Raw genomic sequence first — 25,390 nt, 5'->3', positions numbered from 1 at the left:
TTTAAGGGTAAGCTGAGATGGTAAAAGAAGGTGCTAAGAAAGGCTGGTACAGGCTAAGGGAAAGTAAAGGATTACTAGGCTTCAGCCGAAGCCTAGTGGCAGAACATGTCAATGAGTCAATTATTATAGCTCGGCGCGATAGATAAACAGCGAGGTGTCCATTACCATTTCTGATACGGGGGTGTCATTAAACTGCTCAGTTTTTTGGTCGACAATTTGATAGATTTTATCGCCTATTTTGTCTAGCTCTTTGACGCTATAGCAATTTTTAGAGGTGCGTAGATCGCAGCCTTTGACCATCAGATCAGTAGTGAAATACGTTGCGTAAACTGCAATTTCATTAACCTTATCATTTTTAGTATGCAGCACTTTTATTTCAGCGACACCATCAATGGTTTCGTCGGTCATCAAGCGGTTTACTGCGCGTTGATACTCTTGCTTATAGGTCGCCGAGTCTTTGCTGACAAACAGATAAGACTCAAAGCCAAACTCTTCCAGTTTATGACCAAGATCTGTGGCAAAGGTTTTACCTACTTCAAAAAGAAAACCATTTGCGGCGGGGCTATCTTCATAGGTGGTATTGAGTCCTTCACCGGCAATGATCAGTAATTTCTTACCCTGGACCGAATTAATTTGCGGACTGGCACAGCCGGCCATAATCAAGATGAAACAAACGATGAAAAAGTTGCGTAACATATAGGTACTCAATATGAATGGTCGTTGTGTTGTATAACAGTATTGTGAAACAACACTGTTATACATGAATGTGGCCGGATTATAGAACGCTGTTAGTTAAAAAATCTAGCAGTTAATCAGTTAAATATATTTAAAATCAGAGCTATAGCATGTGTCTTCAGCTTGTTTGAACAAAGAAAAAGGCAGCTCTCTCGGCTGCCTTTGTGACTTCATTGATGAGTCATTGTGCTCTTGGCTGAAACATTACGCCTTAAACACGCTGATCTTAGTATTAATCTCATTGGCAATAGAAGCTAAGCTTTCAGCTGAATCGACACTGTCTCCAGCGCGTTGTTCGCCGTCTCTAGCAAGTTCGGTAATTTGATGTAGATTGCGAGTGATCTCTTCGGCTACAGCACTTTGTTGCTCTGTCGCACTGGCAATACTACTGGCTGTTGTGGCGAGTTCTGCAATGCTGCTGTTGATCTCTATAAGCTGTACAATCGCTTCATTACCTTGAGCGGCAGAGGCATCACCAAGCTCATTACTTTGGTTCATCTGCCCAGCAGTCAGTTTCACTTGAGACTGCAGCTGAGTAATGGTTTTTCCAATCTCGGCTATAGACGTTTGAGTTCGCTGCGCTAGGGTGCGCACTTCATCGGCGACGACGGCAAAACCTCGACCTTGCTCACCCGCTCTCGCCGCTTCAATGGCTGCATTTAGTGCAAGCAGGTTGGTCTGCTCGGCAATGCTGTTAATGACTTCGGTAACTTGGCTGATTGCTTGACTCTCTTTATTGACCACTTCGACACTATTGTGGCTATCAGTCAGTTGATTACTTAGGCTTTGTAGGCCATTAACTAAGTCATTAAGAAGGGCTTGCCCACCTTTGGCTGCATCATCGACTCGCTGGCTCATGCTCGCACCTTCATTTGCATGGTTAGCAACATCGCGTACAGAGGCTGACATCTCTTCGATGGCTGTGGCGATTTGGTCTGTTTGTGCCATTAAGGATTGTGCTTCTTCACCATTTAAACGAGCGGTCTCTTGAGTGTGGTTAGAATGTGTTTGCAGTGCGGTGACCGACTGCTGCAAAGCTAATATAAGCTCCCTGAGATTCGTCGCCATCTTAGCGGTACTGTTAGTGATTAAATCTACCTCATTTTTGCTGTTAGCCTCGCTAGCAGCAAAGTGTTGGGACAGATCGCCCGAACCCAGCTTTTCAAGCTGATTTTGTAATGTTCCAAGTGGTTTGAGAGCTCGAACCAGAACCAAAGACAACAGCAAGGTAATGACCATCATGCCGATTAACGACACGCCCATATTAATGTTGAGTAAGGTAACACTTTCTTCGTTAAGCTCTGCGCCATCCACTTGCCCAATCAGCGACCAGTTCCAGCCTGGGATATCGATGGTATAGGCATAAGCGGTTTTTCCCTTACTATTGGTATATTCCCACGAGCCAAGGTGAGTTAGAGCTTGCTCTAGGGTTATCCCATCAAGGATGTCAGTGTTGACTTTGCTACCAGCAGAGTGCTTTGGATGAGCGACTATGGTGTGGTCTAATTTACGTACTAACAAATAGTGGCCAGACTCTTCTAACTGGAGCTTATTAATCGCACCGCGTAATTGTGCTAATGAACCACTGATATCGAAGCCTATGTATAAAATGCCGATTACGCTGCCACTACTATCTTTAATTGGGCGGTAGATAGTCATGTAGTCTTTACCAAACAGCTGAGCATAACCTTCATAGTCATTGCCCTTTAACATGGCATTATAAGCAGGATGCTGTTTATCAAGGTAGGTCGCTAATGCCCGTTTACCATCAGACTTTTTTAACGAAGTCGAGATGCGGATAAAGTTATCACCTTCGCGAACAAATACGGTTGCGTTGCCGCCAGTTAAGTTAGAGTAGCGGTCGACTTTACTCTTAGAGGCGTTAATTTGTTCCCTTTCATGCCTGAGCGCTGGCGTTTCAACTCCCATGACTCGGACCGTTTTATCTGGTTTATGGAAGTTACCAGGATACATGGCGCGAAACACGTCAGCATTACGCTTGGCGAGCGATAATAGACTCTCGTATTGCAGCTCGATTAAATCTGCAGTGCCTTTGGTTTGAGCCTGCATCGCGCTAATGCCCTTATCTCTTAACACATCTGATGCGGTTAAATAGGAAACGCAGCCAAGAAAGCCAAAAATGAGTACGGTGAGTAATAAAGCAAGCATGCCAATTTGCTTAGCAATCGGCCAATTTTTATAGTTCATACAGTTTCAATTTTTGCTGAGGGTTAAGTCAATGTAATTGAATTCTTTTTAAAAAGAATTGATGCAGGTCTATAAGTTAACCATTGATAACAAATTGGCTAAAGATATCTTTACAGTAAGCAGGATGTGAAATAACTGCGATCGCTAGCTAAGCGTTAAGCTAACGACGATAATGTCTACTGGTTGCATAATAATGAATACATAATAAGGAGAGAAATATGTTGGGTGAAAACCACTTGCTGACCCACGAGTTTCCAGAATACTTGTCAGCGATTATTGAGCTTAAGAGCCGCAATAAAGCATTTTGCGTGTTAGCGAAACGATATCATCAACTCGATCATCAAATTCGTGGTTTTGAAGAAAATGAAGTGCCGACCAGTGATGCGCACTTTATGGCGTTAAAGGCGGAGCGGGTGGCACTTAAGGATCAAATCTATCAGATATTAGTCGCACACTCCAAATTAGCTTAATTGTGCGCTTAGCTTTAATGATTAGCTTTAATGATTAGCTTTGATGTGTATTAGATTAACTTAGCTTTGATGTTCAACTGCTGTGCTTCCACAGCGACTTCTTATACACGGCTATATGTTATAGCCGTTAAATCGTGTTTGAATAGTGTTGAAATCTCTTTTTAATCTCACTTGAATACTCATAGCATCAGTCTGAATGCCCTTGAATGAGTCGTTCTTGCAGTACTCTTCTTAATATAACCACTCCCATTACTTATGTGAGTAAGGGAGTGATGCTCAATACCGAGGAACAAACCGTTAACGACTGACTTCGTCACTTGCTAGCGGGGCATTTGGGCTTAGCTGTTTAACTTTCTTAGGCCGCATAATCAAGTAATACATTGTTGGCACCCATACTAATGAAAGTAAGGTCGTCAGTAAGGTTCCGCCAGCTATCGCAATGGCAAAGGGCGGCCAAAAACCGCCTCCTGCAATGATTAACGGCAGGAATCCACCAATGGTTGTAATGGTCGTTGAACCGATATGGCGGCCACAGCTGGAGACAAGTTCGACAATCAAGTGGGTATCGCCATTTCGCGTGGCTGGCACCTCTTCAAGCTCGGCTAAAATGACGATAGCCGCATTAATCGCAAGCCCCATTAAACCTAATAAACCGATAATCACTGTAAAGCCAAACGGATAACCAAATGTATATACCGCGAGTAGGCCTAAGCCTGCAGACTGAATGGCGCTAAATAAAATGATCCCAGTGAGTCTAAACGAGTTGAACGACAATACTACCGTGGCCAACAGCAGAGTGATCACAAGGACCAGATTAGACATTAAGTTGCCTACCGCCTCATTACGTTTAGCACTTTCACCACCGAGCTCTAGGCGGTAGCCACTAGGCAGCTCAATCGCGTCGAGTTTAGCATTCACATTATCCACTACAGTTTGTGGTAACACGCCAGCTGTAATGTAAGCTTCAATCACGTTGACTCGCTGGCCATCACGTCTAGGGATCGCGCCGCGGCTCACCTCAATTTGACTGCTTGAAATCGCCGATAACGGGATACCAGTACCTTGACCCGACACTAGCGTGATAGCCGACAGTTTGGTTTGTTGCTCGCGGGTGCTGTCACCCAATCTAACGCGCACCGGCAGGGATTCAGTTTGCTCCAAAATACTGCCGCCTTTAATACCAGTGGTGGCCATTTCTATCTGTTTAGCGATATCGGTTAATGACAGACCGCTGATTAAGCTGGCGTCTTCATTGATCTGGAACCAGACTTTGGGCGCCCCAGCACTTAGGGTGGCACGGGTATGGATAACATCTTGAGTATCCGATAACGCTTTGCGAACTTGCTCGCCAAGTAGCTTAAGCTGGTCAAGATTGGGGCCAAAAATACGCACCTCTACAGGGGCATTAAATGGTGGACCTTGCTCGAGCTTACGCACAATAATTTGTGCGCCTGGATACTGTTTATCGAGTGAAATTTGCAGCTGAGGGATCAACTGATTTGCGGTAGCAAAATCTCGGGCTTTTACCATAGCCTGGGCATAATTACTCGCCCCTTGCTGGCGCTGTAATAGGTTGTAATAGAAAGAGGGCACATTGCCGCCGACGACCCAATCAATTCGAGTTATGCCATCCGTTTGGCGTAAGTTAGCATCGATTTTTGCCACTTGCGCTCGGGTATTGCTAATACTGGCTTGCGGAGCGAGATAGACTTCAATTTGAAACATATCTCTGTCAGATGGCGGAAAAAATTGCTCGGTCATCTTGCCTGCGGCAATAAAGCCCATCACGGGTAATACGCCGATGACCACAGCTGCTAGCAAAGGGCGTGATAACGCAAGCGTCAATGTTTGCCTAAAGGCATTGCTCATAAAGGGTAAGTTAATACCGTGGTGATACCAGTGAGTGCCTTTGCCATCAGCGCCAAAGCGGCCGGCAAGACCTGCAATAATCGTATGCGAGATAATAAAAGAGCCGAGTAAGGCAAACATGACCGAGATAGCAATGCCGCCAACAAACTCACCGGCAGCGCCAGGCATTAACACAATTGGCGCAAAGGCGAGCATCGTGGTAATGGTTGAGCCAGCTAAAGGTAACCATAGGTGCTGCAAGGTTTCTTTCACGGCACTGAGACTATCCATGCCTTTTTGGCGGCGCTGAGAGATGGCATCAACAATCACAATGGCGTTATCGACCATAATACCCAGCGCGACCACAAGACCTGTGACCGACATTTGGTGGATTGGTAGGCCAATATATTTCATACAGGCTAAGGTGAAAAGCGCGGTGAGAGGCAATGACAATGCGACTATAAGGGCATTTCTCAGTCCGAGTGTCAGCATCAACACCACTAAGATAATCACAAAGCCTAATAATAAGCTGCCCACTAAATCGCTTAGTCTATCTGTGGTGTAACCTTCTTGGTCAAATAGCCACTCAATCTCGATATTGGCAGGAATACTGCTTTGTAACTCATTAACTGACAGCCTAACTTGTTCAAGCCAAAGGTCGACACGGGTGTTACTGAGCATTCTTGCGGCGACCATCACGCCTTGTTGTTGCTCTATTAGCGCAATGCTGTTGGCGGGTTCTTTGGGTTGACGACTAATGTGTGCAATGTCACCTAAACGGATTATCTGCCCATTCTCGGTAACTTTTAACGGCACTTGGCCGATGCGTGCAATCGAGTCAAGTTCACCGGAGACTTCGATGAGCGCACGAAAGTTGTCGTTATTGATCTCACCTGCAGATACCTTAGCATCGGCATTTTGTAAAATTTGTGCGATAGACTGCGCTGATAGGGCTAACTGGTTAACTTTATTACCGTCCAGCTGGACCAAGATCTCTTCAGTTGGTTGGCCATAGATGTTAACAAAATCGGTGCCACTGAGTAGCCGTAGCTGACTTTGCAATTCTTTAGCGTAGCGGTTAAGCATATCGGTACGCACTTCGCCGCCACCGCGCCATGCGATGCCGAGTATAGCGGTATTGGCGTAACCGAGTTGGTCGTCAAGAGTGGGATTTTGTGCTGACGCTGGCAGCTGAGCTTTGGCATCTGCGATTAAATCTCGTGCTCTAGACCATACGGGCGCGGTTTCTACCACACTGTCTTTTAATTCAAGTTGGATGACAGAGATCCCGGGTCTTGATGTGGACTGCACCAGCTTTAACTCTTCAAGCCGTCTCAGCTCACTTTCAAGTTCCTCGGTAACTAATGCTTCGACTCGCTCGGCAGAGGCGCCAGGATAATGAGTGATCACCGATGCAAAGCGGTTGGTGATCTCAGGATCTTCCATACGTGGCAGGCTAGATATTGCGCCAAAGCCTGCGACAATCAGCAGGGCTATGATCAGACTGATTAGGCGTCCATTTTCAACTAATGACTTAACCATCTGCGTTACCTCGTCACGAGCTGAGTTTGGCGAGTGACCAATTGACCCGCGACCAGTTTATGTAACCCTTGTGAGACGTATTGTTCATTAGGGCTAACCGCGCCATTGATAAAGGCTTTATCTTTAGCGGTATAGATGATCTCAACATCCCGACGTTCGATGCTAAACAGTGGTTCATCAGTTTGAGTCAGGACATAAATATTCCATAATCCGCGCACACCATCGGTTAATGCACTTATCGGCACCCAATAGCCTTGATTGATGATGGTTTTATCGTAGTTTAAGTAACTTAGCTCACCGTTAATAACATTAGCGTCAGCGGGCAGAGTCAGCCTCACTTCAACTGTGCGAGTCACTGGGTTTAGCTCGGCACCAATACCAGCAATGCTTGCAGGGTAGTGTTGCTGCCTGACTCTTAAGTCGACACCTTGACCTGCCACCAAGTTATTGGCTATTTCGACTGGCACCCCTACATACGCCTGAACATTATTTTGCTCTATGATGGTGAAAACTGGGCTGCCGACACCGATGACCTCACCTAAGTTATGGCTTCGCTTGCTAATAACGCCATCAAAGGGGGCGAGTAAGTCTGACTTTTCAATTTTTAATTGGTTAGCAAGTAATGACGCATGTAAGCGGTTTTTGGCTGCCAGTAAACTGCTCAGTTGGCCTTTGAGTTCATCAAGCTGCTGCTCTGATACATAGCCTTGTTGTTGCAACCCTAGGCTTCTGTCTAATGTGGCCTTAGCTAAGTCTACGTCAGCTTTGTTTTGCGAGAGACTTGCATCTAACTCATTTTTTTCAGCCATTAACAGGCGAGTATCGAGTTTTGCCAGTAGTTGGCCTTGTTTGACTCTGTCACCACTATCAACGGCTAAGGTGTTAATTTTTCCCGCCAGTTCAAAACCTATACCAGTGGTGTTACCAGCACGAATGGTACCTGAAAATTCTTGAACAAATTCATAGCCCTCACTGAGATTTAACACCTCTGCATTAACAGACTGATAACTTGGCGTAGCAGCTTGCTCGACCGATGAGTCCTGGCATGCTGGCAATAGAGTGACTACAACTAAGCTAAGTAGCAGCTTACGACGAGTTATAACTCTTTTGATATTCATTACTTTCAGCCTGTATTGGTAACGCAATTTTGTGCATTAGGTTAAAAATTGGTTAAACTAGACTGCCTAGTCTAGTGATTCAAAACTAGACTGTCCAGTCCATTTGCGTGCTAAATGGACTGGATAGTCCATCTTATGCTTAAATAGCACGAGTGATTTACCAACAAGGCCTACCGCAGGAGTGAAGCCCTTTATGAATTCACCAGTATTGAGTCGAAGTGAGCAAAAGCGTGAGCAGATCTTGCAGGCTGCAAAAGATCTCTTTTGCGAGCAGGGTTTTCCCAATACCAGCATGGATGAAGTGGCTAAGTTAGCGGGGGTCTCGAAACAAACGGTGTACTCTCATTTTGGCTGTAAAGACGATCTCTTCGTTGCATCGATTGAGTCTAAGTGCCTAGTACATGGGGTCAATCAAGAGTTGTTGTCAGATCCATCAACGCCAGAGGCCAGCTTATCTTTGTTTGCCAAACACTTTGGCGAGGTGATAACCAGCCCCGAAGCTGTCACCGTTTTTAAAGCTTGCGTGTCACAAGCTGACTCGCACCCAGAGATCTCACAGTTATTCTATAGCGCGGGGCCTAAGCATATTTTAGGTTTATTGCGAGACTATTTAACACGGGTTTCTACACTTGGTGTGTATGAGTTCAATCATCCTCAGCATTGCGCGGTGCGCCTTTGTTTGATGATTTTTGGTGAGGTACGTATGAGACTTGATCTTGGCTTAGACGTGAGTGATTTACTTGCCGAACGTGAGCAGTACATTAACGAGACGGTAGAGATGTTCTTAAGGGCTTATAAAGTCAGTTAAGGATAAATAACAAGGCGCTTTAGCTCTTTGTTATTAGGGTCGTTCCGCTTTAGTAATAACCGAGCCATTGCGATGAGTGCTCGTGATGAACTAATGCTATAAACGAATGCTATAAACGATTAATTAGATACAAAATGATCCTGTAGCTAAGCTTTATCGTAAGGTAGAGTTGCAATGAACTAGTGTTATTACATGTTGCCTGAATAATGATTAGCTAATGGAGTTAGCAATATGAAAAAGCCTCTGGCAGTGAGCGTACTTGCCTTATCAACATTGATTGTGTCCCCAACAGTATTAGCTAAAGAGAACGGGAAACCATCATCTTATCGACCGAGCCCTTTTACATTAAGTGCTTCAAGGATAACAACGGGCACAGCATCTGTTGGTGATGACGGTAATGAGTTACAGCGTGACCAGTGGATGTTTGATTTTAAAGCTAATATGCGCCTCAGTAAGCAGTGGTCGATAGGTGCGGGTGTTGGTTATGATAATTTAGATTATGATTGGCGCTCGGCACGTCTAAAAGATAGCACTCAAACCTGGGATAAGATTGAACGTTACAAAGCGAGTTTATCTCTCTCTTATCGTCCCAACAAAAACTGGATGTTCATGCTTGCGCCAAAGTTGCAATATGCATATGCCGACAGCGCATCATCGAGTAATGCACAAAGTTATGGTGCCGTGTTATCCGGTATGTATCGTTTTGACTCGGGAAATGTATTAGGTATTGGGGTCGCGTATCTGAATGATATTGATGAAGTTAGAACCGTACCGTTTATTGCAGTTAACTGGCAGATCACTGAAAACTTGAAACTCGGAAATCCATTCTCAGCAGGTTTTAGTGGACCGGCAGGCTTAGAGCTTAGCTATCAGCTGGCATCTGATTGGAACGTCGGCCTTGGGGCATCTAAACGCACTAATCGTTTCTTAATTGCCGATAAACAAAATACTGCAGAAATTGACGAGTGGGTAAGCTTTGCAAGAGTCGGCTGGGATATCTCGCGCTCTGTAAGCGTTAATGCCTATGCGGGGTATTTCTTTAATGGTGAGTTAGAGCTCAATCCGCAAAACAGTGTTGAGGATATCGACAACCAAGGCGCAGCCGCCCTGGATGTCACATTTAAGTTTTAACTATTTATCGTCTACAAGTGGCTGCTATTGGCCCAGCATGGCTTCTTTCAAGCTGTTCTGGGCAGGCTCTTTACCTAACCAGATCTTTAGCAATGCCTGACGAAAGTCTTCACCCGCAATGGTTGCTTGAGCTTGACCATTTTTGTACGCGGTGACGCCGGTAGCTTTATCGGCTAATAAGGTAAATTGGTCACCTTCAACAATTTCAGCGCTAAACAGCCCCATAAATTGCTCGATTTGAGCGGCTATTGGCGTGGTATTGCCGTCAGTTGCATCAGAAAAACCTTCGGTGATGGCATCTTTCATCTTATCGGCGGTGATCATACCCGAAGTGATATTAAGACGAACGGCAGCGCTTGGCGCATCAAGTACCGCTTGGGCAGAGTCGAGGGCTGTTGGCACATATAAGCTGCCAACATACAAGTCGATAAAGAACTTACTGCGCACACCTGCGCCATTGAGCACCAATGTTTGGCTGGCGATATTGATTGAGTCATCTAACTGAACGCCAGAAACCTCTTTAGCTTGCAATGACGATGAAACCAACACACTGGTTGCTAATAATAGGGTCGAAATGAACTTCATAATAACCTCGAAATGGTAGGTAACGGCCGGCAATTAGCCACGAGAACCTAACTGGAACTGACCATTTTGGTGAAATAGTGCTGTCTGCTTTTGCTTTGCAGAGATCAGCAGTGGACCATCATCAAAGAACAGGAAAGACTTCCAGTTACGCACAAATACATCCCAGCGAGTTTCAATCACTTGGTACTTGTCGTAACAGAAATATACGGGGGCGTCGTCAGCCCAATCAAAATGCTCGCTAAAACCTTCAGGTAAAGCAGGATCTTCACTATCCCAAGCACTTTGCCAGTGTTCGGTTAACACCCAAGCAGTGTCTTTAGCTGCCCAGTCACCTTTAGTGAACTGTTCTGTGCGGCTACTTTTGTTGCTTATCCACTTATTCCAAACTTCCATTGATGACTTCTGATCAAGCGGCAAAATAAGCGCCTTGTCTTCATCGGTAACAGGAAGGTCTTTATGATTAAAAATCCATTTACGTTTGTATTGTTCAAATGGAATATAAGTATGTGCCAAGCGATGATCTCCAAAAACCAAATCACAGGAAAATTAATGAAGGCGATTATAAAACTTTGTATAGGAATTAGATACCGCTGCTAACAAATGTAGACAGCGGCGCATTCGTCTATATGATTTTCGTCAGTTGATTGGCGGCTATCTGGTTCGTAGGGTCTAGATTAAGCACTTGCTGAAAAACATCTTTAGCAGTTTGTATTTGCTCTATTTCAATCAGGAAAGAACCTAATTTTAGCCATACCAAAATATCGTCAGTATATTTATTTAAATAATCCATATAGGTGTTGAGAGCAAACTGAGCTTGCCCCTGAAGCTTGAGTATATGGGCATATTGAGGCAGATAATCATCACTAAAGGTGACTAACTGTTGCAATGCGATTGCTGCAAGTTCTAATTGTCCTAACCTAAGCGCTAATATACTGATTTGTTTGAATTCAACTTCAGTAAATTGCTCTGAACTCAGCTCTAATAAGGTTGATAATGCTTGCTGACTATCACCTTGCAACTCTAGGTAATAGGAATTTGCTAAGTGGTATAGGCGTTTTGCTAAGTCACTTTCAGTGACTCTTGTACTTAATGTGTTAACCATCAAGGCTAGACCTTGTAGGTTTTTATCTAACACCAAGGTAACCAATTTATCGAACACATCTTCTAGTGAGTAACCTGTGGCAAGCTTAGATTTATATCGCTGATGATCGGTTAATTGCAGTTTGAATTCATGAACTAAAGGCTCAGTGGCCTCAAGTTCACCAGGCGTTAGCTCGCGAGGTAAGTGATGTGCCCATACTAAGGCTCGACCGGGTTGATTGTCTTGCTGCCACTGTCTAATGAGTTGGGCTAATTCAGTTTGCGGGTTTAGTTCAGCAAGACGTGAATAACAACGTTTTTCAGCCTGTTTGATAATGGTAAGCAGTCGCTCTGATACGCTCACAAATGCTTGATAATAATCGATGCTCATCTGCTCTATCTGGCTTTGAGACCATTTAGAGCTATCAGAGGTAGATAAGAAGCGACTAAATGCCAAGTAGCCATAGAATTTGATGACTTTCGCTATTTTACTATGACGCTTATTAATCTTGTATTCAATTTTCTCCAGCAAGGCTGCATTTTTCGCTTTGTGAACAAGCGTTAAGGCTGATTGCGCTAATTGGGTTATCTCTTGTAAGTCCTTCACAACTTGGCTTACCTGTTTCAAACAATATTGGTAATGTTTTGTTGGTGACACCGTATAACTGTCTACAAAGGCCAATAGTGTTTTATGACAACAGTTCGCAGGTTCGATAATGATGTTATCTAAAGGCAGGTAGTCGATATTAGGAACGACTGCAGCATTGATTGATAAATTAATGACTTTACAATTATCAAGGGTATTAACTTGATACGCTAAGGCTTTCTTTGCTTCAGTTAACTGAAAAATCGTTTCGGCTTTATCTCCAGAATAGGTTTCGACCCATTCACCGATATGCCCCATATTGGGTCCAAGATTAGCCTCAAGCGTTCCACTTGTATGAGTATGGCCTGTTTGTGAATAACAAAAATCAGCTCCGGTTAACAATACTTGGGTAAAGCCGAGTTTTGCTGCTATTTCAATCGCGGCATTGGTGACCGTTGGGCCAACTGAGTCAATATTGCCTTTATCGTCAGTTTCATCCCAAAGTAATCGAGTGCCTGTAAAAAGGTGACGCCCAGACCACTGAGACAGAATGCGTGCGCATACGTGGTAGGAGTGGATCAATAAGCTCGTTTCATGTAGCGCCATCATCTCGCTGTTGACTTCTAGGCTTAATTCTTGAGGATCGACTGAAACAATAATTTGTGGCGCAACGCCTTCTTTAGTGAGTTTTGCAGCTACACGCGAGACGGCAATAATGAACAAATCGTCTCTATTGGCTTTAATCCAGCCTAAATGATCGTCTAAAGAGGGGCCGCCAGCAGTGACAATACAGGTTTTGCCTTGATACCGATGTTTAAGGATCGATGCCGGAATATGATTCTCGGTTAGGTTCAGTAGTTGCTGTTCAACAAACACTTCTTGGTTAAATGAGCTTTTATGCTCACATCTGGCTTGGTTTACAAGTTTTATTACATCGCTATTTAACTGCGAGTATTCTTGTAAATGCTGACTTTTAACGGCTAGAGATTGATGAACCTGGAGTTTATCTTTAGTGATAAAGATGGGGTTATTACGGCAATTAAGCTCTTCGTTTAATTCATTTATGGAGCAGATGGTTATCTTTTGTTTTAACTCATCGGGAATATCAACACTGAGTACATCTAGGACGGTTTCTAGTTCAACAAATATAAATTGGCTATCTTCAGGGAAGGCTAATTCAAGAACATAGTTAGCCAGTAATCCAGAATCTAGACCTATGATAATGTGGAGTTGATTTTCTCGTGTAAACGACGCTTTAAACATTTTGTCAAAATGGGTCTTTGAATCAACTTTTTCAAAGGCTTGGCGGTTTACACTAGGTAAGTAGTATTCATTAAACTGACTTATCGCAAAAGTATTAAAGGTATTTAGATTAGCGCTTTGCATTTTGTCCTCAGTGTATTCATCTTGAGTGCTTAGAAACCGTTATAGCACGAGCATTACAACTAGAAAGTCGGTATGCTTGGGCGAAGCAATTTTAATACCACATTTTTATGTAAGCAGTGCTAAATTGCCATGATATAGCTTAATTAGTGGTATAAATAAGCAATTTTAGTTATTCGATTGAGTGATGAGTTTGTTTTCGCTAGTGAAGGGGTGATCGAATCGATTAGACTAGCATTTAGCGGTTTTATTTTTGGCACGCATATTGCGATAATCATAATTAAGCAGGTGCCAGTGATATTTTTTTGACAGCTTATATTTTGAAGGGCGATGGTGGAAAGTAATGTTTAATAATAAATCAATATTGATAACGGGTGGCACGGGTTCATTCGGAAGAATGTACACAAGAACCATTCTTGAACGTTATAAGCCAAAACGCCTTATTATCTTTTCACGCGATGAGCTAAAACAGTACGAGATGCAGCAAGAGTTTAATCAATCTTGTATGCGCTATTTTATTGGCGACGTTCGCGATGGTGATAGATTAAAACAAGCTTTTCGTGATGTAGATTTTGTTATCCATGCCGCTGCGCTTAAGCAGGTTCCTGCTGCTGAATACAATCCAATGGAATGTATTAAAACGAACATCCATGGTGCAGAGAATGTGATTAAAGCAGCCATTGAAAATGATGTTGAAAAAGTCATAGCGTTATCAACAGATAAAGCCGCCAATCCGATTAATTTGTATGGCGCTACTAAGCTGGCTTCTGACAAGTTGTTTGTGGCTGCTAATAATATTGTTGGTGAAGGAAAGACCCGCTTTTCTGCTGTTCGGTATGGCAATGTGGTTGGTTCACGTGGCTCAGTAGTACCCCTGTTTAAATCGATTGTAGCAAGAGGCGAAACCTGTTTACCCATCACCCATGAAGAGATGACTCGCTTTTGGATTTCGCTGCAAGATGGCGTCGACTTTGTGCTTAAGAATTTCTCGCGCATGCAAGGCGGTGAGATTTTTGTTCCTAAGATCCCCTCAGTACGAGTGACTGATTTAGCACAGGCCTACGCCCCCGATTTAGAACATAAAATCATTGGTATTCGTCCTGGCGAAAAAATGCATGAAATCATGTGTCCTGCCGATGACTCGCACCACACCATTGAGTTTGACGACCATTTTGTGATCACCCCAAGCATTACCTTTTTTGGCCGAAGTAATGAATACTCAACCAACATGTTAGGTGAGCAAGGTCAGTTAGTTGAGCTAGGTTACGAATACCACTCAGGTAACAATCCTCACTTTTTGAACTCGGATGAAATTTTAGCTTTGGATGAGAACCTAGGTTTATGATCCAATACGGCAAACAGCATATCACTCAAAGTGATATTGATGCTGTAGTACAGGTCCTGCAATCAGACTTTTTGACTCAAGGCCCGCAAGTGCCTCTTTTCGAGTCACGCATTTGCCAGTTTACAGGAGCTCAATATGCCATCGCTGTCAATAGCGCGACGTCAGCTCTTCATATTGCCTGTTTAGCGTTGGGTGTTGGCGACGGTGACTGTGTTTGGACGAGCCCTATCACATTTGTCGCTTCGGCTAACTGCGCCCTGTACTGTGGTGCTTCGGTTGATTTTGTCGATGTAGAACCCGCTACTGGCAACATGGATATGGTTAAGTTGCGTTTAAAACTGATACAGGCTGAGGCGTTGGGGGGCTTACCTAAAGTGGTGATCCCCGTGCATTTAGCTGGTCACAGTTGTGATATGCAGACCTTGGCAAGCTTGGCTCAAGAGTTTGACTTTAAAGTGATTGAAGATGCATCGCATTGCATTGGTGCCAGTTATTTAAACCGTCCGCTTGGAAGCTGCCAATACAGTGACATTACAGTATTTAGTTTTCACCCTGTAAAGATTATCACCACGGCCGAGGGCGGCGCGGCAACAACCAATGATGCCGCTTTGGCCAAAGCGATGAAACTGTTGCGTAGCCATGGCGTGACTCGAGATGAGCTTATTTGCGAAAACGTAGACGAGCCTTGGTATTATGAGCAGCAAGTTCTGGGCTTTAATTATCGTATGACCGAGTTACAAGCGGCGCTAGGTGTGAGTCAATTTGACAAGCTTGAGCAGTTAGTTGCGTGTCGAAACGAGTTAGCCGATTATTACGCTAAACGTTTACAGTTGCTGAGTGTTGATTTTGTTCAACCACGCGATGATAGCTATAGTGCATGGCACTTGATGATAATCAAACTACCCGAGAACATCGCTCGAAAGCAGGTCTTTAATCATCTGCGTAAGGCTAATATTGGTACCAATGTTAATTATATTCCTGTCCACACCCAACCTTATTACAGCTCCTTAGGGTTTAAACGCGGTGATTTTCCTGCTGCCGAAGCTTTTTACCAAGGGATTGTGACCTTACCACTGCACCCACTGCTCGACACCACTCAAGTTGATTATATTTGTGACCAGCTTGCACTCGCATTAGCGCAATAGCCACGCATTATTATCTTTAGCCAGAGTGTATTCAATCTGGCTATTCGTTCGACAATAAATGTAATCCTGAACAGCCTATAACAGACTCGTTATGAGCTGCTTTAGCTGGTTGACACTTAATGCCTCAATTACATTGTTATTGCTGGTGGTCGAGTTTTGGGGCGTATTTTGCTGTGGGTTTGAACTGCAACATATAGGCGTGACGGTCACTGTGTTAGGCTCGATTGAGGCAGAGCTTATCTCACTCAACTCAACATTAAAGCAATGACCGAGTTCACTCCTTGATAGCTTCTTTGCTAATTGTTGCCCATTAGGAAATAAGCAAAGACCTAACGCTTTATCATCATTCTCTAATGCACTAATAAACAGCTCTTTATCGTTATAAATTAGGCAGTTTTGAGACTGGATTGACTCAAGAAGCTCATTCGCTAGCACATGGAGTTGAGTCCCAAAAGCATAACGCTCTTGAAGGGCGGCGCCGAGCTTGACGCTCAGTTGATAGATGGCATCATCTTCGGCGTCGTAAATGCTGTATAGCGAGATAGATTGATATTTCTTATTCGCTTTTTTCTGGGTGACATGGGCATTTACCTGCCGCAGCGAACCTTCCGCTATAAGGGTTTTCATCACCCAACTAAGCGACACGATAGAGTCTGCGGGTTGCTCTAAATACCAGCGCTGATAAAGCTGCTGCATAAAGCGATAGTCTGCATCTGTATCCACCGAAATTCGATGTTTGACACCAGAAAAGTCATCACTGTCTTGAATCACTGTCGCATTGAGGCAGCAAGCTCTTTTGTCTGCGTAACCCACATGCTCCTTTTCCATCTCGCTTAGGCTATTGGCAAACAAACTATTCCAACCTTGGCGAGTGTAAAAGGCCATCCCTTCGTGAATAGAACTAACACTTGGGTCGAGAGTAATGCTGTTCGATTCTGGGCTTTGGCGCAAAGCGTTAACTGCATGGTCGATAAAGCCCGGATCAATAAGCGGACAATCACCACAGATATATACCACAAGGTCAGCCTGATATTGCTCAACAACACGGTTAATGCGTCCCATCAAGTCATTAACGTCACCTGAGTAGGCAACGACTTGGCTATTATGGTTAGCCCAATCGATGAGAGGCTGGTTATAGTCATCGAGTGTGGTCGCAAGCACTATGTCTGTTAATGTTTCACATTTTTCAAGACGATTTTGAATATGCTGAATGATGGGTTTGCCAGCCAAAGGGAGTAGGTGCTTACCGGGAAGACGGCTCGAATTAAGCCGAGCCCCAATAATTGCGATGATATTCATAAGCTAGCAAAGCTCCGTTTTTAAGCAAGGTGTGATGCAGTAGCTAAAGTTTAGTAAGTCGCCGTCAGCTTTGAGTGTTTCATCAGCTTCGGCAAGAGAAAACCAGGCTCGATTTAAATAACGCTGTTCAATTGCCTGACTCGAAAGCATCGGCAGCGCGGCGCACAGGCCTGGAGACCAGTCAATTCTGAGGCCTAAATTATCGCTGCCCATGTAGAAAACACCTTCAGTGGCGCCTAATGCGCTATTGGCAGAGACTATCGAGGAAACAGGAGTACCGTGATTAAAATCTTGGTCGGCATGATAGGTTTCTAATAATGCGCCGCCATTATGGCAAGCAAACCAGCTTCGCCTCTCGCAGTTCAATAGCGTCAGATAACCCAGTCTTATGGTGGCTTCTGGTCTGGTGAGGTGGTCAAAGTCAAAACCACACTCCACTTTGTCACCTTCTAAGCGGTACCACTTACAGAGTCCCCCTTGAGGAGTCATAAAGTTCGCTGTGATTAGCAGACCCGTTTTAGAGGCGGTGATAGTAAAATCACATGAACTTAAATCGGTAACACGGTCACGGTGACTATATCGCTCCATCACTAAATGGTTGGAATAAAAGTCAGCGGCGTAACTGATATGGTCGAAAAAACCATGGGGTAGAGTACCGATAATCGGCTCGAAGTTATGACGCGCAAAAGCCAATGATTTAATACTCATGCCGCGCTTACCATTTAACACCAATGTCAGTTTTGGGTGTGTAATGCTTAGCGTGTTTCGTTCTTGGCAAAACTGGACGTGATACTCACTCTTTTCCAGATTTGATAGCGTATGTTTGGCCCTGATATTAGCTAACAGACTTGTCGTAGTGGTTAGTGGGTAACGACGGGTTAAATCTTGATAGCGATTAAGGGTTAAGTGCGTTCGTAAGTCGCTTGCCCAAAGGCGGCAAAGTGCACGCCATTGCTGTTCGCTTGTTTGGGTTGAACCATTTAATTTATCATAATGTTGATAACATAGGCTGTTAAGCATCAGGTCGTTGCGACCACTTAATGCCCAGCGGGTGACATTATATTTCGCCTGCTTTTTAACCGAGATAGGATGGGCAGCTGTTTGGACTTTGAGTGCTGAATATTGGCGTTCTTCTGCTAATAACTGCGAGGGCGTTACCCAATGATAATCGACATTGTGTTTAAGGGTGATAAACAGCTTTGCGATCCGTTGCCATTCATTAATATTGAGCTTACTTTCAGTGCTAAAACGGCCTGGGCGGTAATCGAATACTTCGGCATCGCTGCCATAAAGCGAAAACGCGCAGCAGTCGACGACAGCCTTATCTAGATATTCTAGGTACTCAACCAATGGGATCTCGTCATGGGCGTAACGCTGAAACTTTTGAAATGCAACAGCATGATTCCAAATAACTTTGATAGTACGGCCTGACGCTGCAATGAGCTTTTGGGGCTGGTAACGAGAAGATTTGTCCCAATCATTGTTGTGTGAAAATGGGTTGTCCCATTCAACGACGACAGCCTCGAAGCCACAATCGATATAGCAATCGAGTAATCCTGCCGAGACCGCTTGTTCATTGATATAGGCAATCTTAGGCTGGTAAGCTAACAAGTCCTGATAACTGCTTTGGCCCAGTTGTAAGTTTTGCATGTTAACTTTACATGGGATCAATGGGCCGATAATTTGGCTATCACCACTGGCAATCAGCTCACAGCAGCCATCATGAAGTAGGGATGTAAATTTTGCTATCCAGCTTGGATCCACTGCTTGAATGCACTCTAATGTGTAAGCGGTTAGCTCAATACCCAGTGGAATCGCATCTGATTCAATTAAGTGTAGTAGCGGCCAATAACACAGATCAACGACTCGCTGATGTTCACTGCTATCGATAGAAGAAAACGCGAGGTTTAAATGGAAAATTGCGTAGATATTTGGGATCTTGGTATTAGCCATAAGGATTCTTAGCGCGATTTCAGTTTTATTATTGTGATGATATGCAGCGAGTTTGCCTGCTTTATGGGCTCAAGTTTAAGCATAAACTCAAAGATACTCAATCACTAGTCACTGCACGGTTTTCTGCTTTTAGCCGAGCCAATAGGATAAATTGACATAGATTGTGTTTTTTAGCAGCACATCTTCATTTTACCCTAGCCAATTCACGTCGCTAAGCTACCGTTTAGTGGCTAAAAATGTTAAAAATGCACTTCATTTTGTGTTAAAGCAAACGGTAGATTTTAATCTGCAAGGGTTGTTTTAAGCAGGCCAGTCACATTCAATTTATGAGTATTAAATCTATATGAGTGTTCAGCATGTGATGTTTCGTTGCGATGCGTCAAACCAAGTCGGAATGGGCCACATTGTACGTTGTATCTGCCTCGCGAAGGCTTTTACCAACGCTGGGCATAAAGTGACTTTTGCTATCAACAATCATCCTCTAGCAATACAGACATTAGAAGGGCTCGATTTTGCGATAATGCTCGTGGAACAGGAATACACGCTGTGGTGCCAGCATGTAATTGAGCAGCGCTGCCCAGATATTTTTATCGGTGATATTCGCGACGGCTTGCCAATAGCAGCGATTGAGATGATGAAGCGAGCAAACATTTTGACCGTCGCAATCGATGAACCTAGTGACTACCGCATCGGGTGTGATTTACTCTTTTATCCTCCAAGTCCCTTGGTTGAACAGCTGGATTGGCAAGGCTTTAGTGGCCAGCGATTTTCTGGCTGGGAATATTTATTATTAAGAGAAGAGTTCTTTGTTTCGGTTGAGAAAAAACAACATAGTGCGACAAATGTATTGGTCATGATGGGGGGCACCGACCCGAATCAATTAACGCTCGCAGTAATAGCGCATTTGCGTCTATTAGACGCTGATCTAGCCCTGCATGTTGTAATTAAAGACACACATCCAGATCTGACTCAAATCAAGCAATTGCAAATACCTTTAGCCAGGTTAACCCTACATTCAAATGTCACCAATATGGCCAAGTTAATGGCGCAGATGGACTTTGCCGTGGTCACATTTGGGATGAGCGCTTATGAGTTGGCCGCCCTCAAGGTGCCTGCAATACATGTTTGTACGGAGTTTGATCACCACATTGCCAGTCAGAGCTTCGTTAATGAAGGGATTGCCCAGTCGGTCGCTATGAATGAGCTTGAAAAAATTTGCCTATTCGAATCTAAAGGGATTTCAATTAGCAATGGGGTTGATAATATCGTGGCCAAAATACTCGAAACGCGATATTCACCTCGTGGTTTGGCCAAATAGTTAAGTATTTTAGAAGATTTAGTCTGTTAGCTAACACTGAGTCCAGCGCTATAGTCTGCGCACTTTAATCGTCAAAAAAATATCGGTATGCATTTTGCTTAATAGAGCGAAGAATGCGTATAGGAGAAATTAACATGGCTGGCGTAAACAGCGAAGCCCAACAGCACAGCGGTAAAGTCATCGATTCTCGTCATGGTTATGATGTTATCGATTGCGAAGAGTGTGGTTTTAAACATGTGATGCCTATGCCGACTCCAGAAGAGTTAGAGCAAGTTTATCGCGAAGAGTATTACAGCAAAGATAAACCACTATTTTTGAGCCAAAGTAATGAAGATGCTGCTTGGTGGGAACGAGTTTTCGCCGACCGGTTCGACACTTTTGAAGCCAATTTGCCTCAGAAAAGTAGAAGGGTGTTTGATGTTGGTGCTGGCCCTGGTTTTTTCCTTCACCATGGATTACAGCGTGGCTGGACAACACAAGGCATTGAGCCATCAAAGCAAGCAAGTGAGCATGCTAAAGAACTTGGCGTTGATGTCGTCACAGACTTTTTAAGCCCAACCAGCGTCGCTAACTTTGAGCCCTTCGATGTGGTTCATGCTTGTAATGTATTGGAGCATATCCCAAACCCTATTGAGCTATTAGCTTGTATAAGCGAACTGGTAAAAGATGAAGGGCTTTTGTGTATTTCAGTACCTAACGATTACAACCCTTTTCAAAAAACAGTAAGAGAGGTTGATGGCCTTGAACCATGGTGGTTAGCGCCGCCACATCACCTTAATTACTTTGATGTGAATTCATTGACGCAATTACTCAATAATTCTGGGTTCGAAGTCTTTTTAAAGGAGTCGAGCTTTCCTATCGATATGTTTTTATTGATGGGGGATAACTACGTCGGTAATGACGAGTTAGGCAGAGCTTGCCATAAGAAAAGAATGAAGTTTGAAATGAGCCTAATTGAATCAGGCCAAAACGATTTAAAAAGGGCGTGGTATCAATCGATGGCTGAAGTAGGGATTGGTAGAGAGATCTGCCTATATGCCCGTAAGCGCAGCAAATAACGCAAAGTGAACCCGCTTTAATAGGAATAGAAAATGATAAAAACAAAAGTACTCGTACAAGCCAGTTCGCGTTCATGGGCGGGTGGTGTCGATATCTGTATGGGCATGGTTGAAGACGAAATAGCCGTTGTTCGTACTATTCGACGCGTGTTGAGCCACTTTGTCGGTTTAGATGTTGTGTTAGTTGCGCCTGAATTTGATCGTGGCGGCGAGCTAGATGATATCGTTAAACTTATTGATGACCAGCGTTTGTCTCTTTATTACGGTCATAATGCCAGTCCGCTTAACCGAATGATCGAAGCGAGCCACGACTTAAGTGACACCGACTATGTGATCCGCGTTGACGGTATTCATTTTTGCTTCGATCCACAGGCGAGCTTGAACATGCTCGATACTGCCATCAGCAAGCAACTCGACTGCATAAAATTACCGGATGATTTTCCGGTGCATTTCACTTCTGAAATCTTCCGTGTGGGCGCGCTTAAAGCGATAGATGCTGAACTAACACAAGCTGAAGATGCAAAGTATCGTGTGCACCCTAAGTGCTATTTCTCAATGAATGCTCAGCGTTTTAGCGTCGAGTTTTTAACTGACTTACCTTGCTATAGTGATGAATACCTTACCGAGTGTCGCCGCTTGGCAACACAAATTTATGCAATTCCGCGCCAAGAGGTAAACGAGCATCGAATCGTTTCTGGTGACAGGCTTGGATTCCATTATGAGCTCGCACTGCAACACCTTAAGCCTGATATGAAGATTATCGACATTGCCTGCGCCGATGGCTACGGCGTGAATATCATGTCGAGTCACCTAAAAGAGGTGCACGGAGCCGATTTAGACGAACTCAGTGTTGAATTTGCAAAGCAGCACAACAGCGCGGTTAATACCGAATACTTTGTCGAAGACATTACTAAGTTGTCATTTAGCGATGAGTCTTACGATGCGGTCACCAGTTTTGAAACTTTAGAGCATGTGCCTGAACATGAGTGCTTAAGTGAAATTAAGCGCGTACTGAAACCCGGCGGTGTGTTGGTATTAAGCACCCCTCAAAACAGCATTGGTCATATTCCAGTTAACTCATGTCATTTAATCGAATACTCACTAGACGAGTTACTGGCATTAGTGAATCAATACTTTATTGTCGTTAAAGTGATCGGTATTAAAGCTGGCATTATTTATGATGAAACAGACCCCTACGGCACCAATACTGTGCTTATCTGCGTAAAGCCTAATAGTAAGGATTGATAATGAATACCCATCAATTGATTGTGCCGACCCTCGATGCACTCAAGCAACAATCTAGCGCACAATTAACGCAGCTAGCCGAAGACATTAGACAGTTTTTGATCAGCAATATTTCGGCGACAGGCGGGCATATTGGCGCTAATTTATCAGTGGTTGAACTTACCATAGCGATTCATGCACTGTTTGATTCACCTGCAGATAAGATTATTTTCGATACAGGCCATCAAGGCTATACCCATAAGATTTTAACCGGCCGAGTTGATAACTTTGCCACTTTGAATCAATACCGCGGCATGAATCGTTTTGTGGCCCGTGATGAAAGTGATCACGATGCAATTGATGCCTCACATGCAGGCACTTCTTTGTCTATCGCATCGGGTTACGCTAAAGCACTTAAGCTCACATCGCCGGCTAACTATGTGGTATCAATGATTGGTGATGGTTCACTGGTTGAAGGTATGGCATTTGAAGGGCTGAACTATTGCGCGGAAGATAAAGACAATAAGCTTGTTATTGTGATTAATGATAACGAGATGGCGATTGCTAAATCTGTTGGCGGTATGCGTAACCTGACCTCGGGTGAAAACTGGCAGCAAAATAGCCGCGCATTTTTTGAAGGCATGGGATTTGGCTATTTACTCGTAGAAGATGGCCACGATATCGCCTGCTTACTCGAACAGTTAGCGGCTGCTAAACAGTTAGCTCGCCCTGTTGTTGTGCATGTTAAAACAGAGAAGGGTAAGGGCTTAGCTTGCGCTAAAGAACATCCATACAAGATGCACTTCTCTATGCCTTTCGATGCTCAAACCGGTAAAGGTGCCGCCGCAACCGTTGTTGGCCGCACTTATGCTGTTGTGGCTGCAGAAGCGTTAAAACAAAAGATGGCGACCGATGAAGATGTATTTGCCATGACACCAGCCACGCCTTATGCATCATCAATGGATGAGTGTTTAGCACTGTATCCAGATCGTGCGCTTGACGTGGGCATGGCAGAGCAGCAAGCGGTAGGCATGGCTTGCGGTTTAGCGTTAGGCGGTAAAAAGCCCGTAGTATGCATGCAAACCACCTTTATGCAGCGCGCATATGATCAGCTTATTCACGATGCTTGTTACATGGACTTACCTGTCACGGTATTTGGTGTCAGAGCAGGTTTTGCAGGCTATGACGGCGCCACTCATCACGGTATTTACGATATCCCTTACTTGCGATCATTCCCTAACATGCAAGTGGTGTATCCAGTCAGTTCTGGCGACTTAACTGCATTAATTGAGAAACGCCTTGCTAACCCGAAAGGGCCGATGGTGATTTTGTATCCGTATGAGCCTATCCCAAGTCCAGAACCTGACGCTGGCATCGTTGAGTCTTGTGGCTTATCGGTGGCTGCAAAGGGAAGTGATGGCTACTTGGTGTGTTTGGGTAATCGTTTAGCGGCAGCATATGAGCTTAAAGCATTACTCAAAGCGCAGGGGAAAGACTACGGTATCATCTGCGTTCAGTCGATAAAGCCATTCCCAGCAGCGCGATTTATTGAGCTAGTTGAACACACTAAGCATCTAATCACACTAGAAGAAAGCGTGCTTAATGGCGGCTTTGGTTCACTGATCCTTGAAACTCTGGCAGACGCAAACGTGTCAAAGCAAGTACTTAGAAGTGGCGTCAATGACAAGTTCGTTTACCCAGGCAGTAAGGATGAGTGCAGCACTGAGTGCGGTATGATGCCAGGGCAGATCATAGAGCAAATAGCGCAGCAATGGCCAGATTATTTAGGAGTAAACAAGTGATGCGTTTAGCCGGTAAAGTTGCCGTTATTACGGGATCTTCCAGAGGTATTGGGGCTGCGATTGCGCAAGAATATTGCGCTCAAGGTGCCAAAGTCGTAATTAACTATGTTCATAGCGCAGAGCAAGCTCAGGCGTTAGCCGATAAGCTAAATCTAGAGGGGCATAATGCCATTGCGGTTAAGGCCGACGTTTCAGTGCGTTCGGAAATAAAGCAGCTGTTTAAGCAAGCGGTCTCGGCCTTTGGCAAGATAGATATCTTGGTTAATAATGCCGGGATCAACAAGCGCGGCTGGTTTGACGAAGTCACCGATGAAGCTTGGGATGAGATAATGGGAGTTAACCTTAAAGGCCCCTTTATTTGCTGCCAAGAAGTTTTTCCGTATATGCAAGCGCAGCAAGGTGGCCGCATTATTAATATCTCATCAGTGGCGGGGCAATATCATGGGCCTAAAACCGTTCATTACGCAGTGTCTAAAGCTGGGCTAAACAGCTTAACAAAAGTGATTGCAAGATACGGTGCAGAGCACAATATTTTAGTCAACGCAGTTGCTCCTGGAATAGTACGTACTGACCAAACTGCCGATGAGATCGATAGCCCAGCAGGTCAAAAGGTGATTGATATGACGCTGCTAAAAAAGGCGGCTCGCATGGAGGATATTACCAGTGCGTGCGTTATGCTGGCCTCTGATGAGCAGCAATATATGACGGCTCAAGTATTAGCAGTGAGCGGCGGCGCCATTTTAGGAGCTTAA

Annotated in this window: 19 protein-coding genes; 10 read left to right on the top strand and 9 right to left on the bottom strand. The window is 44.2% G+C overall.

Going from position 1 to position 25,390, the window contains the following annotated elements; all coding sequences use genetic code 11:
* Positions 1-123 precede the first annotated feature (123 nt).
* Both ACVBIU_RS12740 and ACVBIU_RS12735 read right to left on the bottom strand, forming a co-directional pair.
* On the bottom strand, positions 124-696 hold the full coding sequence (locus ACVBIU_RS12740; protein ID WP_447161459.1) for a hypothetical protein: 573 nt from the start codon (positions 694-696) through the stop codon (positions 124-126).
* Between the two features lie 243 nt (positions 697-939).
* Positions 940-2,943, bottom strand: a complete 2,004-nt coding sequence (locus tag ACVBIU_RS12735; protein WP_447163904.1) for a methyl-accepting chemotaxis protein — start codon at positions 2,941-2,943, stop codon at positions 940-942.
* A 218-nt stretch (positions 2,944-3,161) separates the two neighbouring features.
* Here ACVBIU_RS12735 and ACVBIU_RS12730 point away from each other — a divergent pair, with 218 nt between their 5' ends.
* Positions 3,162-3,413 (top strand): YdcH family protein, encoded by a 252-nt coding sequence (locus tag ACVBIU_RS12730; RefSeq protein WP_447161457.1) that lies wholly within the window; start codon positions 3,162-3,164, stop codon positions 3,411-3,413.
* 297 nt (positions 3,414-3,710) lie between these two features.
* Here ACVBIU_RS12730 and ACVBIU_RS12725 read toward each other — a convergent pair whose 3' ends face one another.
* Positions 3,711-6,803 carry an efflux RND transporter permease subunit gene (locus ACVBIU_RS12725; RefSeq protein WP_447163905.1) on the bottom strand — a complete coding sequence of 1,031 codons (3,093 nt, stop codon included), beginning with the start codon at positions 6,801-6,803 and terminating at the stop codon, positions 3,711-3,713.
* Between the two features lie 5 nt (positions 6,804-6,808).
* Positions 6,809-7,921 (bottom strand): efflux RND transporter periplasmic adaptor subunit, encoded by a 1,113-nt coding sequence (locus ACVBIU_RS12720; protein WP_447161455.1) that lies wholly within the window; start codon positions 7,919-7,921, stop codon positions 6,809-6,811.
* A 193-nt stretch (positions 7,922-8,114) separates the two neighbouring features.
* Here ACVBIU_RS12720 and ACVBIU_RS12715 point away from each other — a divergent pair, with 193 nt between their 5' ends.
* Complete coding sequence (locus ACVBIU_RS12715) at positions 8,115-8,729, top strand: TetR/AcrR family transcriptional regulator (RefSeq protein ID WP_447161454.1); 615 nt, start codon at positions 8,115-8,117, stop codon at positions 8,727-8,729.
* Between the two features lie 231 nt (positions 8,730-8,960).
* On the top strand, positions 8,961-9,860 hold the full coding sequence (locus ACVBIU_RS12710; RefSeq protein ID WP_447161453.1) for an autotransporter outer membrane beta-barrel domain-containing protein: 900 nt from the start codon (positions 8,961-8,963) through the stop codon (positions 9,858-9,860).
* Positions 9,861-9,884: 24 nt separating this feature from the next.
* Here the strand turns inward: ACVBIU_RS12710 and ACVBIU_RS12705 are convergent, their stop codons facing one another.
* The 3 genes from ACVBIU_RS12705 to ACVBIU_RS12695 form a co-directional block, all read right to left on the bottom strand.
* Positions 9,885-10,445 carry a chalcone isomerase family protein gene (locus ACVBIU_RS12705; protein ID WP_447163906.1) on the bottom strand — a complete coding sequence of 187 codons (561 nt, stop codon included), beginning with the start codon at positions 10,443-10,445 and terminating at the stop codon, positions 9,885-9,887.
* Positions 10,446-10,478: 33 nt separating this feature from the next.
* On the bottom strand, positions 10,479-10,958 hold the full coding sequence (locus tag ACVBIU_RS12700) for a DUF2947 domain-containing protein (protein WP_447163907.1): 480 nt from the start codon (positions 10,956-10,958) through the stop codon (positions 10,479-10,481).
* A gap of 109 nt (positions 10,959-11,067) precedes the next feature.
* On the bottom strand, positions 11,068-13,497 hold the full coding sequence (locus ACVBIU_RS12695) for a 6-hydroxymethylpterin diphosphokinase MptE-like protein (protein WP_447163908.1): 2,430 nt from the start codon (positions 13,495-13,497) through the stop codon (positions 11,068-11,070).
* A gap of 340 nt (positions 13,498-13,837) precedes the next feature.
* Here ACVBIU_RS12695 and pseB point away from each other — a divergent pair, with 340 nt between their 5' ends.
* Positions 13,838-14,839 carry a UDP-N-acetylglucosamine 4,6-dehydratase (inverting) gene (gene pseB, locus ACVBIU_RS12690; RefSeq protein ID WP_447161449.1) on the top strand — a complete coding sequence of 334 codons (1,002 nt, stop codon included), beginning with the start codon at positions 13,838-13,840 and terminating at the stop codon, positions 14,837-14,839.
* Positions 14,836-15,984, top strand: a complete 1,149-nt coding sequence (gene pseC / locus ACVBIU_RS12685; RefSeq protein WP_447163909.1) for a UDP-4-amino-4,6-dideoxy-N-acetyl-beta-L-altrosamine transaminase — start codon at positions 14,836-14,838, stop codon at positions 15,982-15,984. The genes pseB and pseC overlap by 4 nt, the downstream gene beginning before the upstream one ends.
* Positions 15,985-16,059: 75 nt before the next feature.
* On the opposite strand, the gene ACVBIU_RS12680 is transcribed toward pseC, so the two are convergent.
* A complete protein-coding gene (locus tag ACVBIU_RS12680) occupies positions 16,060-17,283 on the bottom strand; it encodes a cytidylyltransferase domain-containing protein (protein WP_447163910.1) in 1,224 nt (407 codons plus the stop codon).
* A 3-nt stretch (positions 17,284-17,286) separates the two neighbouring features.
* Positions 17,287-19,236, bottom strand: a complete 1,950-nt coding sequence (locus tag ACVBIU_RS12675; RefSeq protein ID WP_447161446.1) for a glycoside hydrolase — start codon at positions 19,234-19,236, stop codon at positions 17,287-17,289.
* A 343-nt stretch (positions 19,237-19,579) separates the two neighbouring features.
* Between ACVBIU_RS12675 and ACVBIU_RS12670 the strand changes: the two genes are divergently transcribed.
* From ACVBIU_RS12670 to ACVBIU_RS12650, 5 genes are all read left to right on the top strand, one after another.
* Entirely contained in the window at positions 19,580-20,554 is a 975-nt protein-coding gene (locus tag ACVBIU_RS12670) for a hypothetical protein (RefSeq protein ID WP_447163911.1), read from the top strand.
* A gap of 113 nt (positions 20,555-20,667) precedes the next feature.
* Entirely contained in the window at positions 20,668-21,612 is a 945-nt protein-coding gene (locus ACVBIU_RS12665) for a class I SAM-dependent methyltransferase (RefSeq protein WP_447163912.1), read from the top strand.
* 33 nt (positions 21,613-21,645) lie between these two features.
* Positions 21,646-22,857, top strand: a complete 1,212-nt coding sequence (locus ACVBIU_RS12660) for a methyltransferase domain-containing protein (protein WP_447163913.1) — start codon at positions 21,646-21,648, stop codon at positions 22,855-22,857.
* A gap of 2 nt (positions 22,858-22,859) precedes the next feature.
* Positions 22,860-24,638, top strand: a complete 1,779-nt coding sequence (locus tag ACVBIU_RS12655) for a 1-deoxy-D-xylulose-5-phosphate synthase (RefSeq protein WP_447163914.1) — start codon at positions 22,860-22,862, stop codon at positions 24,636-24,638.
* Positions 24,638-25,390, top strand: a complete 753-nt coding sequence (locus tag ACVBIU_RS12650) for an SDR family NAD(P)-dependent oxidoreductase (protein ID WP_447163938.1) — start codon at positions 24,638-24,640, stop codon at positions 25,388-25,390. Before ACVBIU_RS12655 ends, ACVBIU_RS12650 begins: the two co-directional genes overlap by 1 nt.

The sequence above is a fragment of the Shewanella sp. 30m-14 genome, from assembly GCF_052977125.1.
This window is presented reverse-complemented; position numbering and strand designations above follow the sequence as displayed.